Origin of the sequence: Streptomyces showdoensis, assembly GCF_039535475.1 — a bacterium.
GTDB lineage: Bacteria > Actinomycetota > Actinomycetes > Streptomycetales > Streptomycetaceae > Streptomyces > Streptomyces showdoensis.
The window spans coordinates 356,884-369,670 of sequence record NZ_BAAAXG010000027.1; the positions used below are offsets into that span (position 1 = coordinate 356,884).

12 protein-coding genes are annotated in these 12,787 nt (G+C 75.5%); 6 read left to right on the forward strand and 6 right to left on the reverse strand.

The window, feature by feature from the left end; genetic code table 11:
• Position 1: 1 nt before the first annotated feature.
• Entirely contained in the window at positions 2-181 is a 180-nt protein-coding gene (locus tag ABD981_RS34440) for a hypothetical protein (RefSeq protein ID WP_046906776.1), read from the reverse strand.
• 157 nt (positions 182-338) lie between these two features.
• Here ABD981_RS34440 and ABD981_RS34445 point away from each other — a divergent pair, with 157 nt between their 5' ends.
• On the forward strand, positions 339-1,379 hold the full coding sequence (locus ABD981_RS34445) for an NUDIX hydrolase (protein ID WP_046906775.1): 1,041 nt from the start codon (positions 339-341) through the stop codon (positions 1,377-1,379).
• Positions 1,380-1,880: 501 nt separating this feature from the next.
• On the opposite strand, the gene ABD981_RS34450 is transcribed toward ABD981_RS34445, so the two are convergent.
• Positions 1,881-2,528, reverse strand: a complete 648-nt coding sequence (locus ABD981_RS34450) for an MBL fold metallo-hydrolase (RefSeq protein WP_046906826.1) — start codon at positions 2,526-2,528, stop codon at positions 1,881-1,883.
• Positions 2,529-2,757: 229 nt separating this feature from the next.
• Positions 2,758-4,125 (reverse strand): dipeptidase, encoded by a 1,368-nt coding sequence (locus ABD981_RS34455; RefSeq protein ID WP_046906774.1) that lies wholly within the window; start codon positions 4,123-4,125, stop codon positions 2,758-2,760.
• Positions 4,126-4,312: 187 nt separating this feature from the next.
• On the opposite strand from ABD981_RS34455, the gene ABD981_RS34460 reads away from it, so the two are divergent.
• The gene (locus tag ABD981_RS34460; RefSeq protein WP_240495151.1) at positions 4,313-5,734 is read left to right on the forward strand and encodes a geranylgeranyl reductase family protein; all 1,422 of its coding nucleotides are present in this window, start codon (positions 4,313-4,315) and stop codon (positions 5,732-5,734) included.
• Between the two features lie 78 nt (positions 5,735-5,812).
• On the opposite strand, the gene ABD981_RS34465 is transcribed toward ABD981_RS34460, so the two are convergent.
• The gene (locus tag ABD981_RS34465; RefSeq protein WP_046906773.1) at positions 5,813-6,286 is read right to left on the reverse strand and encodes a nitroreductase family deazaflavin-dependent oxidoreductase; all 474 of its coding nucleotides are present in this window, start codon (positions 6,284-6,286) and stop codon (positions 5,813-5,815) included.
• Positions 6,287-6,433: 147 nt separating this feature from the next.
• On the opposite strand from ABD981_RS34465, the gene ABD981_RS34470 reads away from it, so the two are divergent.
• The 3 genes from ABD981_RS34470 to ABD981_RS34480 all read left to right on the forward strand — a co-directional run bounded on the left by ABD981_RS34470 (position 6,434) and on the right by ABD981_RS34480 (position 9,178).
• On the forward strand, positions 6,434-7,138 hold the full coding sequence (locus ABD981_RS34470) for a TetR/AcrR family transcriptional regulator (RefSeq protein WP_046906772.1): 705 nt from the start codon (positions 6,434-6,436) through the stop codon (positions 7,136-7,138).
• Positions 7,139-7,295: 157 nt separating this feature from the next.
• Positions 7,296-8,516, forward strand: a complete 1,221-nt coding sequence (locus ABD981_RS34475; RefSeq protein ID WP_046906771.1) for a sensor histidine kinase — start codon at positions 7,296-7,298, stop codon at positions 8,514-8,516.
• A complete protein-coding gene (locus tag ABD981_RS34480; protein ID WP_046906770.1) occupies positions 8,513-9,178 on the forward strand; it encodes a response regulator transcription factor in 666 nt (221 codons plus the stop codon). The genes ABD981_RS34475 and ABD981_RS34480 overlap by 4 nt, the downstream gene beginning before the upstream one ends.
• A gap of 17 nt (positions 9,179-9,195) precedes the next feature.
• On the opposite strand, the gene ABD981_RS34485 is transcribed toward ABD981_RS34480, so the two are convergent.
• Positions 9,196-9,933: a maleylpyruvate isomerase family mycothiol-dependent enzyme gene (locus tag ABD981_RS34485; protein WP_382748562.1), complete on the reverse strand. Its 738-nt coding sequence runs from the start codon at positions 9,931-9,933 to the stop codon at positions 9,196-9,198.
• 115 nt (positions 9,934-10,048) lie between these two features.
• Positions 10,049-11,269: an MFS transporter gene (locus ABD981_RS34490; protein ID WP_046906768.1), complete on the reverse strand. Its 1,221-nt coding sequence runs from the start codon at positions 11,267-11,269 to the stop codon at positions 10,049-10,051.
• A gap of 208 nt (positions 11,270-11,477) precedes the next feature.
• Here ABD981_RS34490 and ABD981_RS34495 point away from each other — a divergent pair, with 208 nt between their 5' ends.
• On the forward strand, positions 11,478-12,713 hold the full coding sequence (locus ABD981_RS34495; RefSeq protein WP_046906767.1) for an ROK family protein: 1,236 nt from the start codon (positions 11,478-11,480) through the stop codon (positions 12,711-12,713).
• Positions 12,714-12,787 lie beyond the last annotated feature (74 nt).

Below are 12,787 nucleotides of genomic sequence, written 5' to 3' on the forward strand. Positions count from 1 at the left end.
CTCAGCCCCGTACCGTGTCCGCCGAGCGCTGTTCCACGACGACCAGGAACGCGTCGGACTCCAGGTCCATCACCACCCGCGCGGGCAGCCCCTCGTCCCTCCGCGCGCTGGCGAACTCCTCGGCCGGCCAGCTGCCCCGCGGGCCCCCCGCGGGAAACCGCTCCAGAACCGTACGACTCATCTCCGCACCCCCTCGTGCTCGCCGTCTCCAACGACGGCCCGTCCCGAAGTGTTACGCGACCGGGGCTCGCCCGGTTCCGGCCCGTGGCACTCCCCGGGGGTTTCCGTGGCAGGGTGGGGCGGGCAAGCCACAGGGGGCATACGAAAGAGGGGGAACCGTGATCGTCTGGATCAACGGTGCGTTCGGCGCGGGGAAGTCCAGCACCGCGCGCGAGCTGGTCGAGCTGATCCCGAACAGCACCCTGTACGACCCGGAGCTCGTCGGCGGCGGTCTCAGCCTGCTGCTGCCGCAGAAACGTCTCGCGGAGGTCGACGACTTCCAGGACCTGCCGATCTGGCGCCGGCTCGTCGTCGACACCGCCGCCGCGCTCCTCGCCGAGCTGGGCGGGGTGCTCGTGGTGCCGATGACCCTGCTGCGGCAGGAGTACCGGGACGAGATCTTCGGGGCGCTCGCCGCCCGCCGGATCGAGGTCCGGCATCTGGTCCTCACCCAAGATGAAACGATCCTGCGCGAGCGGATCGACAACCGCCGCGAACACCCCGGCGACCCCGACGCCGAAGAGCGGGCCCGCCGGTGGTGCCACGCCCACATCGAGCCGTACCGCACCGCCCTCGACGGCTGGCTCGGCGACGAGGCCCACGCCGTCGACAACGGCGGCCTCACCCCGGCCGAGGCGGCCCGGACCGTCGCCGACGCCCTCGCCGCCGGGCTCGCCGCCCCCTGCGGCATCGTCCAGACCCCCGAACCCACCGGCGAGACCCTCGCCGCGGGCGTCCTGCTCTTCGACGAGCAGGACCGTTTCCTCCTCGTCGACCCCACGTACAAGCCCGGCTGGGAGTTCCCCGGCGGCGTCGTCGAACCCGGCGAGCCCCCCGCCCGCGCCGGCATGCGCGAGGTCGCCGAGGAGATCGGGCTCGAACTCGACGCCGTGCCCCGCCTGTTGCTCGTCGACTGGGAACGGCCCCAGCCGCCCGGCTTCGGCGGCCTCCGGCTCCTCTTCGACGGCGGCCTGTTGCCCGCGGCCGAGGCCGACCGGCTGCTCCTGCCCGGCGCCGAACTCCGTGCCTGGCGCTTCGTCACGGAGGAGGAGGCCGCCGACCTGCTGCCCCCGGTCCGCTACCGCCGCCTCCGCTGGGCCCTGCGCGCGCGCGAACGCGGCACCGTCCTCAACCTGGAGGCGGGCGTCCCGGTCGGCTGAGACCGGGACGCCCGCCCTCAGCGGCGCCCGAACCGGGCGGCCATTCGCTCCGCGACGAAACGGAACTCCTCCGGCATCCCCGGCTCCGCGGGCTGCTCCGCGCGCGATCTCCACGCCCCCGCGCAGCACCCGGAGGCCGGCCCCGTCCGCCTCGAAGGCGAGCTCGCGCCAGGGATGGGCCCCCACGAGCTCCTCGCCCTTCCAGAACCGGAGGTGCCGGGTCGTCGTGTGCACCTGGTACGGCGCGTTGTCCGGGGCGACGAGCGCGCTCCGCGGCGGGGCGGGGTACGGCCACACCCCGGAGACGTTCAGGACCGTCTCGTTCGGCTCCAGCGAGTCCTTCCGCGCCCGGTCCTCACGGCCGTGCCGCACCCCCACCGGGACGCCGGCCGTGACGCCCAGGAGCGCGAACGGACCCGTCACCCGCACCGCCCTTCACGGGCCGGACCGGGGGAGAGGACGGCGCCCGGGGGCCGGCCGGTTCCGCGGCCCGCGGACCGCTCAGGCCACGGCCTTCCTCAACTGCCCGGCCGCGTCGGCCGTCACCGGCTCGCCGTGACCGCAGCACAGCACCGACGGCTCCAGCTCCGCCAGCCGCCGCATCGACTCCCTCGCCTCCGCCCGGTCCACGTGGAAGACGCCGAAGGTCACGCCCTGGACGGTGGCCACCGTGTCGCCGGTGAACAGCACGCCGTGGCGCGGGAGATGGATCGCGAGGGAGCCGGGCGTGTGGCCCGGGGTGTGCAGCGCCACCGCGCCGTCCCCGAAGCCCAGCTCCTCGCCGTCCGCGAGCTCCCGGTCCACCCGGGTCGGCGGCGCCTCGGGGACGGTCAGCCCGTGCTCGTACAGCGGCCGTTCCCAGTCGAGCAGATCCGGCTCGGGGACCGGGAGCTCGCCCCGGATCACCGGGGCGTCCAGCGCGTGCGCCAGGATCTCGGCGCCGAAGCGGTCGGCCAGTTCCTGGGCCGCGCCCACGTGGTCACGGTGGCAGTGGGTCAGCACGATCCGGCGGATGAGGGCCGGGTCGAGGCCCGCACCGCGCAGCGCCGCCTCGATCTCGTCCGCCGCGCCGACCCACCCGGCGTCGACGAGGGTCAGTTCGGTGTCGTCCCGCCACACGTACGCCTGGCCGACGGGCAGGCGCAGCATGTGCAAGCGGGGGGCTGTCTCCACCAGTTCGACGAGGCCCGGGGCGTGGGCGGGGGAGTCGGTGGTGGCGTCGGCGGTGGCGTCGGTGTCGGTGGTCCGGGAGTGGTCTGCTCGCTCTGCTCGGCTCATGGGCCGAACGTACGGAGGAGGTCACCCCCGGCGCACGCGACTACGCTCTGGGCGAGTTACGCCCAGAGCGTCACGTCCGCTCGGCGACCCCCGTCGCGGATCAACCCCGCTTCGAGGCCGCGTAGTTCAGCAGGAAGTGCGCCTCCGCCACCGACAGGCGCTCCAGCTCCTGCGGCGACACCGACTCGTTCACCGCGTGGATCTGCGCCTCCGGCTCGCTCAGGCCGATGAGCAGGATCTCCGACTCCGGGTACAGCGCGGCCAGCGTGTTGCACAGCGGGATCGAGCCGCCCATGCCGGCCGCCTGCATCTCCTCGCCCGGGTACGCGAGCCGCATCGCCTCCGCCATCGACGTGTACGCCGGGCTCGACACGTCCGCCTGGAACGGCTGGCCCTGGCCGACCTGCTCCAGGCTCACCCGGGCGTTCCACGGCGTGTGCTTCTCGATGTGCGCGTACAGCAGCTCGGTCGCCTTCACGGCGTCCTGGCCCGGCGGCACCCGCAGGCTGATCTGCGCGCGGGCGGTCGACGGGATCGACGGGGTCGCACCGGCCACGGGGTGCGCGTCGATGCCGATGACGGTCACCGCGGGCCGCGCCCAGATCCGGTCCGCGACCGTGCCGCGGCCCGGCAGCTCCACCCCGTCGAGCACCTTGGCGTCCTTGCGGAAGTCCGCCTCCGGGTACTGCAGCCCCTCCCACACCGAGTCGGCCGGCAGCCCGTCGATGACGGTCGCGCCGGTCTCGTCGCGCAGCGAGTCCAGGACGCGGATCAGCGCGGCGAGCGCGTCCGGCGCGGCACCGCCGAACTGGCCCGAGTGCAGGTTGCCCTGGAGCGTGTCGATGGTGACCCGGATCATCGTCATGCCGCGCAGGGTCGCCGTCACGGTCGGCAGCCCGACCCGGAAGTTGCCCGCGTCGCCGATGACGATCGCGTCCGAGGCCAGCAGCTCCGGGTGCGCCTCCGCGTACCGCTCCAGACCGCCGGTGCCCTGCTCCTCCGAGCCCTCCACGATCACCTTGACGGTGACCGGGACCCCGCCGTTCGCCTTCAGGGCGCGCAGCGCGAGCAGGTGCATGATGAAGCCGCCCTTGCAGTCGGCCGCGCCGCGCCCGTACCAGCGGCCGTCCTCACGCTCGGTCAGCTGGAACGGCGGGGTCACCCAGGCCGACTCCACCAGCATCGGCTGCACGTCGTAGTGCGCGTACAGGAGGACCGTCGGGGCGCCGGCCGGGCCCGGCAGCACGCCGTACACGGACTGCGAACCGTCCGGGGTGTCCAGCAGCGCCACGTCCTGGAAACCCTCGGTGCGCAGTGCGTCCGCCACCCAGTTCGCGGCGGCCTCGCACTCGCTGCGCGGGGCGACCGCCTCGTCCGCGACCGACTGGAAGGCCACCAGCTCCGTCAGCTCCGCCTTGGCGCGGGGCATCAGGGATGCGACGGTCTCGGCGATCGGATTCGCGGTCATGGGCACGCTCCTGGTGGGTGCGACGTTGTGACGTTGTGAGCTCGTCGCCGTGTATCGGTGTACGGCGAACGCATGGCCGATCCTACGGCTCGGGTCGGCCCGGGGCGGCGCGTAACCGCCCGGCTACCGGGTCGTAGGATGCGTACAGAGCAGTGACCACCGGTCGGATCAGGAGCAGAAGCACATCGTGAGCAGCGAGAACGCAGACGCCGGAGCGGCGGAGACCGGCGTGGCCGGAGCGGGGTCGGTGGGTCCGGACGGGGGTCCGCCCGAGGTCTGGGACGTGGTCGTGGTGGGTGCCGGACCCGCCGGGGCCACCGCGGCGTACGCGGCGGCCGTCGCCGGCCGCCGGGTGCTGCTCCTGGAGAAGGCCGAGCTCCCCCGCTACAAGACCTGCGGCGGCGGCATCATCGGCCCGTCCCGCGACGCGCTGCCGCCCGGCTTCGAACTGCCCCTGCAGGACCGGGTCAAGGCCGTCACCTTCTCGCACAACGGGCGCTTCGCCCGCACCCGGCGCTCGCGCCGGATGCTGTTCGGCCTCATCAACCGGCCCGAGTTCGACGCCCAGCTCGTCGAGCACGCCCAGAAGGCGGGCGCCGAGCTGCGCACCGGAGCCACCGTCACCCGGGTCGAGCAGCACGGGCCGACCGTGCCCGACCGCCGCACCGTGGCCGTGGTCCTCGCCGACGGCGAGACCGTGCTCGCGCGGGCCGTCGTCGGCGCCGACGGAAGCGCCAGCCGGATAGGGGCCCACGTCGGCGTGAAGCTGGGCCAGGTCGACCTCGGGCTGGAGGCGGAGATCCCGGTCCCGGCGTCGGTGGCCGAGGACTGGAAGGGGCGCGTCCTCATCGACTGGGGGCCCCTGCCGGGCAGTTACGGCTGGGTGTTCCCCAAGGGCGACACCCTGACCGTCGGCGTCATCTCGGCGCGCGGCGAGGGTGCGGCGACCAAGCGCTATCTGGAGGACTTCGTCGCCCGGCTGGGCCTCGCGGGCTTCGAACCGGCCGTCTCCTCCGGCCATCTGACCCGCTGCCGCACGGACGACTCGCCGCTCTCCCGCGGCCGGGTCCTGGTCTGCGGCGACGCGGCCGGTCTGCTCGAACCGTGGACCCGTGAGGGCATCTCCTTCGCGCTGCGTTCCGGACGGCTCGCCGGAGAGTGGGCGGTGCGGATCGCCGAGGCGGGCGACGCGGTGGACGCGCGCCGCCAGGCGCTGAACTACGCCTTCGCCATCAAGGCCGGCCTCGGTGTCGAGATGGCCGTGGGGCGCCGGATGCTGGCGCTGTTCGAGCGGCGCCCGGGTCTGCTGCACGCGACCATCACCGGCGTGCGCCCCGCGTGGAACGCGTTCGCGGACATCACCCGCGGCTCGGCCACCCTGGGCGGCCTGGTCCGCGGCAACGGGCTGGCGCGTCGTGCGCTCGACCTGCTGGACCGCCGCATGGACACCGCCTCGGGCGTGGGTCCCGCGGGGCGCGGGGTCGCCCGCAAGGACGGGGAGGCGGCGCGGGACGCGGTGACGGAGGACGTTCCGGAGTCCCCGGCCGCGTCGGTGGAGCCGGACGGGCGTGACGCCTCGGACGGCACGCAGGTGCCCGAGGCCTCCTGATCCGAACGGCACGGCCGAGGTACGGACGTACCGGGACGGGCATGCGCGGCGGCGGTACGGAGCGGATCCGTGCCGCCGTCAGCGCGTGACGGTGATGCGGAAGACGGGGTGGTCGGGCGCCGCCGCCGCCAGTTCCGCCTCGGAGGACTCGGCGGTGACGCCCTGGAAGTACTGGTTGACCTCCCAGCCCCAGCGCTTGAGGTAGCCGCGCAGGACCGCCGGCTTCTCGGCGTCCGGGACCTCGACCGCCGTGAAGTGACGCACCTTCCGGCCGACCCGCAGCTCGCCGCCGCCCGCCTCCCGCATGTTGCGGACCCACTGGGAGTGGCCGCGCGCCGAGACGAGGTACTGGGCGCCCCCGTGCTCGTACGGGTTGACGGGGATGCGCTGCATCCGGCCGCTCTTGCGGCCCCGGACGCTCAGCTCGGCCGAACCGAGGAGGCTGACGCCGTGGCGGGCGAGCCAGCCGACCACGCTGTTGAAGCGGATGGCGAGGGGGCTGCCCTGAAGGTAGTACGGCCGGGACTGGGGCTGCGGCTGGGACGAGGCCATCGTGGGCTCCTGGGGACGTTGTGAAGCGGTGCTCCGTTTTGTGAGCACTGCTCTCGCTCGACATCAGTGTGCCTCTTTCGCCGTATCAAGGCAAGAGCAGTGCTCTCGTTTCGGTGCGGTGCTCCAAAACATGGCACACTGCTCTCCATGACCACCGTTCAAGGAGCCCGCGCCCGCGCCCGCGTCGAGATCACCGCGGCCATCAAGGACGAGGCCCGCACCCAGCTCGCCGCCGAGGGCGCCGCCAAGCTCTCCCTGCGCGCCGTCGCCCGCGAGCTCGGCATGGTGTCCTCCGCGCTCTACCGCTACTTCCCCAGCCGGGACGACCTGCTCACCGCCCTCATCGTCGACGCCTACGACGCCATCGGCGCCGCGGCCGAGCAGGCCGACGCCGCCGCGGCGGCCACGGCCCCCGCCGACCACCTCGCCCGGTGGACCGCCGTCTGCCGGGCCGTCCGCGCCTGGGCCGTCGACCACCCCCACGAGTACGCCCTCATCTACGGCTCCCCGGTCCCCGGCTACACCGCCCCCCAGGACACCGTCGGCCCGGCCTCCCGCGTCGGCCTCGTCCTCGTCGCCCTGGCCCGCGGCGCGTACCAGGGCCGAGGCCTCGCCCTCCCGCCGCTGTCGCCCGCCCTGCGGCCCGAGGCCGAGCGGCTCGCCGCCGACCTGGCCCCCGATCTGCCGCCCGCCCTCGCCACCGCCCTGGTCGCCGCGTGGGCCCAGCTCTTCGGGCTGGTCTCCTTCGAGGTCTTCGGCCAGTTCCACCGGGTCGTCGAGGACCGGGACGCCTTCTTCACCGCCTCCGCCGAGCGCCTCGGCCGCGAGGTCGGGCTGCTGCCCGCGGCCTGAAGCGCCCGGCCCGCCCCTCCCGGCGGGACGCCCGTACCCCCGCACCCGTACCCCGCGCCCGTACCCCCGCGCCCGTACCCCCTACTCCCCCGGGAGTACGGGTGAGCACCCCGCCCGGCTGACGCCCCGGCGCCCCGGGCCCGTCTAGCGTGGCGCCATGGACGCGCACCCGACGAGGAATCCCGGCCGCGGCGGGCCGCCGTGGCCGCGCCCGTGGCGATGGGCGGCGCACGAGCCGGGCGCCGGGCCGCCCTGGCGCTCGACGCTGCTCGTCACCGTCTTCGTCCTGGTCGGTACGGGCTTCGCCGCCAGGAACCAGCCCGACCGGCTCGCGCTCGACGCCCTCGGCCGCGCGCTGCTCCTGCTCTGCTGCGCCCAGCTGCTCCTGCGTCACCGCCGCCCCGTCCCGGTGGTGTTCGGCGTGTCGGCGGTCACCCTCGCGTACCTGGCCGCCGGGTACGCGTACGGCCCGGTGTTCGCCGCCGTGGCCGTCGCCTGCTTCGCGGCCGTCGTGCACGGCCACCGCCGGGCCGCCTGGTGGGCGCTCGGGCTGCTCTGGGCCGGACACCTGCTGCTCGCGCACTGGCTCTACCGCCGGCTGCCGCCGGCCGGTGACGGCCCCGCCCCCTGGGGGCAGGAGCTGCCGGTCGCCGCGTTCGCCGTCGCGATCCTCGCCGCCTCCGAACTCGTCCGGGTCCGCCGCGAGCAGTGGGCGAAGGAGCGCGCCGAGCGGGCCGCCGCCGAGCGCCGCCGGGCCGACGAGGAACGGCTGCGGATCGCCCGCGAGCTCCATGACGTCCTCGCCCACTCCCTCTCCGTCATCAACGTCCAGGCCGGCGTCGGGCTCGCCCTCCTCGACGCCGACCCCGCCCAGGCCCGGACCGCCCTCACCACCATCAAGGCGGCGAGCAAGGAGGCCCTCGGCGAGGTGCGCCAGGTGCTCGACACGCTGCGCGCCCCCGGCGACGCGCCCCGCGCGCCGGCCCCCGGCCTGGACCGCCTGCCCGAACTCGTCGAGCAGGCCGCGGCCGCCGGACTCACCGTACGGACCCGGGTCGAGGGGCGGCCCCGGAGCCTGCCGCCCGGCACCGAGCTGGCCGCCTTCCGCATCGTGCAGGAGGCGCTGACCAACGTGGTCCGCCACTCCGGCTCGCGCACCGCCGAGGTGGTCCTCGGATACGGTCCCGATTCCCTCGCCCTCCGCGTCGACGACGCGGGCCCGGCCACCGGCGGCGACGCGGGCGGCAGTGGCAACGGACTCGCCGGGATGCGGGAGCGGGCCGCCGCGCTCGGTGGCACGATCGAGGCGGGCACCCGGCCGGACGGCGGTTTCCGGGTGCGCGCCACCCTCCCCGTACGCCCCCAGGAGTCCCCGTGATCCGTGTCGTGCTCGCCGACGACCAGTCGCTCGTCCGGGCGGGCTTCCGCGCCCTCCTGGACGCCCAGACCGACATCGAGGTCGCCGGGGAGGGCGCCGACGGCGAGGAGGCCGTCGCCCGGGTGCGCGAACTGCGCCCGGACGTCGTCCTGATGGACATCCGGATGCCGCGTCTGGACGGCCTCGCCGCCACCCGTCTGATCACCGGCGACCCGGAGCTCGGCGCGGTCCGGGTGGTCATGCTGACCACCTTCGAACTCGACGAGTACGTCTTCGAGGCGATCCGCTCCGGGGCCTCCGGCTTCCTCGTCAAGGACACCGAGCCCGAAGAGCTGCTGCGCGCCGTGCGCGCGGTGGTGGACGGCGACGCGCTGCTCTCGCCGGGGGTGACCCGGCGGCTGATCGAGGAGTTCGCGGCGCGGTCCAAGCCGCCCGCCCGCGCCACCGGCCTCGACGGGCTCACCGAGCGCGAACGCGAGGTGATGGCCCTGGTCGGCATCGGCCTGTCCAACGACGAGATCGCCCGCCGGCTGGTCGTCAGCCCGCTCACCGCCAAGACCCACGTGAGCCGCACGATGGTGAAGCTCGGCGCCCGCGACCGGGCCCAACTCGTCGTCCTCGCCTACGAGTCGGGCCTGGTCAGGCCGGGCTGGCTCGGCTGAGCCGGGCCCGTTCACGTTCAGACGACGGCCGAGTTCTCCCGCCACAGCCGGGCCAGGGCGGCGTCGCCGGTCACGGTCAGCGCGTCGTGCGGAAGCCGGTTCCACAGGGCCAGGTAGAGGTGGTCGGCGGGCCCGCTCAGCTCGCAGTCGGCCGGCCCCTCCGCGCCCGTCTCCGTGGCGGGAGCCGCCGGGGACAGGCGTACGGTCCACACGTCGCCGGTGTCCGTGGTCCGCACCCGCAGGACCCGCGGCTCCTCGGTGCGGACCCTGCTGCGGTCGCGGGCGTGGAAGCCGCGCAGCAGCTCGTCGATCCCGTCGGCGGCGACGGCCGGGCCGACCGGGCCGGGACCGGCGGTGAGCGCGGACTCGGCGTCGGCGCGGTGCACGATCGTCTCGTGCGCCTGCCGCCGCGCCCAGAAGGCGCGGGGCGACGGGGCCGGAAGGAAGGTCCAGCACTCCAGGTCCTCGGGGGCGGCGCGCAGGGTCTCGACGAGCCGGGTGTGGCCCTCGCGGGTGTACGCGAGGAGCGCCTCGCCGTCCAGGTCGGGCTCCTCGAAGCCCTCGTGGTACGTGGTGCGGCGCTCGGCGACGAGGCCGGTCGCCCAGCGGTGGACGGCGGTCGTGTGCCGCAGCAGGTCGCGGATCCGCCAGTCCGGACAGGTCGGGACCTCGGCGTCGGTCCCGGCCGCGGCGGCGGCGTCGAGGAGTGCCTTGCCCGCCGCGTCGAGGGCGTCGATGTGCGTGTCGGTGCTCAGGGTGTCCATGCAGCGGATTATGGCGTCCGGTCCGGGCCGCGCGGGCGCCGAACGGTCCGGTGCGGCGGTCCTTCGGCGCGCCCCTGCGCGCCCTCGTTGGTCCGGGCCGGACCGCTCAACCGGCGCCGTGCGCCCGGTCGTCGCGTGTCGCGTACCCCATGGCGGCCGCCCCGGCGGCGAGGACGGCGACGGTGGTGAGGGCGACGGGCAGCGAGAACCAGTCGGCGAGGAAGCCGATAGAGGGCGGGCCGAGCAGCATCCCGCCGTAGCCGAGGGTGGAGGCGGTCGCGACGCCGCTCGGGCCCGCGAGGGCGCCGGCGCGGGCGACGGCGACGGGGAAGATGTTGGCGAGGCCGAGCCCGGTGACGGCGAAGCCGAGCAGGGCCGCCCACACGCTCGGGGCGAGCGCCCCGAGCAGCATGCCCGCGGCCGCGGTGAGCCCGCCGGCGACGAGCGTGCGGGTCTGGCCGAGCCGTTCGAGCAGGGCCGTGCCGGACAGGCGCCCGGCCGTCATGGTCAGGGCGAACAGCGCGTACCCGGCCGCGGCGACGCCGGGGTGCGCGTCCAGGTCCTGCGCGAGGTGCAGCGCGCCCCAGTCGGCCAGGGCGCCCTCCCCGTACGCCGTGCACAGCGCGATCACGCCGAACACGAGGACCGCCCGGCGGGACCCGGAGCGGCGGGCGGCGGACGGGCGCGCGGGGAGCGCCTCCGGCGGCGCGGGGGAGGGGTGCCGCAGCAGTACGGGCCCGGCGACGGCCGTCAGGAGGAGTCCGGCGACGGTGAGGCCGAGCAGGTGCGCGGTGGGCGACAGGCCGCCGGCGACGAGCCCGCCGAGCCCGGCCCCGACCATGCCGCCGAGGCTGAAGGCGGCGTGGAAGCTGGGCATCACGGGCCTGCGCAGCGCGGCGACGAGGTCGACGGCGGCGCTGTTCATGGCCACGTTGATCCCGCCGTACGCGGCTCCGAACAGCAGCAGGACGAGGCCGAGGGCGAGCGGGGAGCGGGTCAGGGCCGGCAGGGCGAGCGAGAGCGAGAGCAGGACGGCGGTGACGACGGTGACGGGGTGGCTGCCGTAGCGGCGGCAGAGGCGCCCGGTGAGCGTCATGGTGACGACGGCACCGGCGGACACGCCGAGCAGCGCGAGCCCGAGGTCGCCGGCGGAGGCGCCGGTCTGCTGCTTGATGGCCGGGATGCGGACCACCCAGCCGGCGAAGAGGAAGCCGTCGAGGGCGAAGAAGAGGGTCAGGGCGGAGCGGAGGCGGGACAGGGGGAGGGAAGCGGTGTCTCCGCGAGATCCCCCCGGTACGGCCGTCCGTACTTTGTTTAGTAGCGGCACAAACTCAGGATAGGGGTGTTGGGGCTCCGGATTCAAGGCGGCGGCGGAGGGTGCTCCCCGGGTCTGCCGCGGGACGCTCGGGAGGCTGCCTGGGCGGGCGGTCCGGCGGGTCCGCCGGCGGCCGTTCCGGACGCGGTGGCGGGCGAGACCCGGCCAAAGGAGGGGCGGCGGGGGCCCGGGGCGGGTCGATCATGGGAGACTCGCCCCCATGAACGGCAAGGCGACGACGACCACGCGAACACGGCTGGACAGGGGGCGCAGCGCGCTCGGACCCGCGCTGGAACTGGTGCACACGGGCCGTGCGCCCACCCGGGCCGTCCTCACCGCCGAGCTCGGCGTGACCCGTGCCACCGCCGGAGCCGTCGCCGCCGAGCTGGAGGCGCTCGGCCTCATCCGGGTCGACTCCAACCCCGGCGCCGCCGCCGGTTCGCAGGGCCGCCCGTCGCACCGCCTGTCGGTCGACGAGAAGGGTCCGGTCGCCCTCGCCGCCCAGGTCCACGCCGACGGCTTCCGCGCCGCCCTCGTCAGCCTCGGCGGCACGCTGGTGGCCACCGCCCCCGGCTGCGTCACCGTCTCCGCCGACCCCGCCCAGGTGCTGGGCGCCGTCGTCGAGGCGGGGGCGGGGCTGCTCCGCGACACGGGCCGCCGCTGCGTCGGCGCGGGGCTCGCCGCGCCCTCCGCGGTGGCCGAGCCCGAGGGCACCGCCCTCAACCCGCTCCACCTCGCCTGGCCCGCCGGCGCGCCGGTCCGCGAGATCTTCGCCGAGCAGGTGCGCGCGGCCGGCATCGAGGGCCCCGCCTTCACCGGCAACGACGTCAACCTCGCCGCCCTCGCCGAGCACCGCCACGGCGCCGGGCGCGGTGCGAAGGACCTGCTGTGCGTGGCCACCGGCCACCGCGGCGTCGGCGGTGCCCTCGTGCTCGACGGGCGGCTCCACACGGGGAGTTCGGGCCTCGCGCTGGAGGTGGGGCACCTCACGGTGAACCCGGAGGGGCGCCCCTGCCACTGCGGTTCGCGCGGCTGCCTCGACGTCGAGACCGACCCGCTCGCCTTCCTGACCGTCGCGGGGCGCGCCCCCGGCCCCGAGGTCTCCCTGCTCCAGCAGGCCCGTGACCTGCTGCGCGACCACTCCGACGACCCCGGCGTGCGGGCCGCGACGGAGGAGCTGATCGACCGCCTCGGCCTCGGCCTGGCCGGTCTGGTCAACATCCTCAACCCGGACCGGATCATCCTCGGCGGCCTCCACCGGGAACTCCTCAACGCCGACCCGGGCCGGCTCCGCGCCGTCGTCGCCGACCGCAGCCTGTGGGGCCGCAGCGGCGGCGTGCCGATCCTGCCCTGCACCCTCGACCACAACAGCCTCGTCGGCGCCGCCGAACTCGCCTGGCAGCCGGTCCTCGACGACCCGCTCAAGGCGTTGGGCGGGGCGGTGGCGGCGGAGTAGGGCCTGCCGCGCCGGGCGTTCGGCGGGGCCGCGCCGAGAACCGGACCTCCCTCAGGCGCCGACCCGGGCCGAGA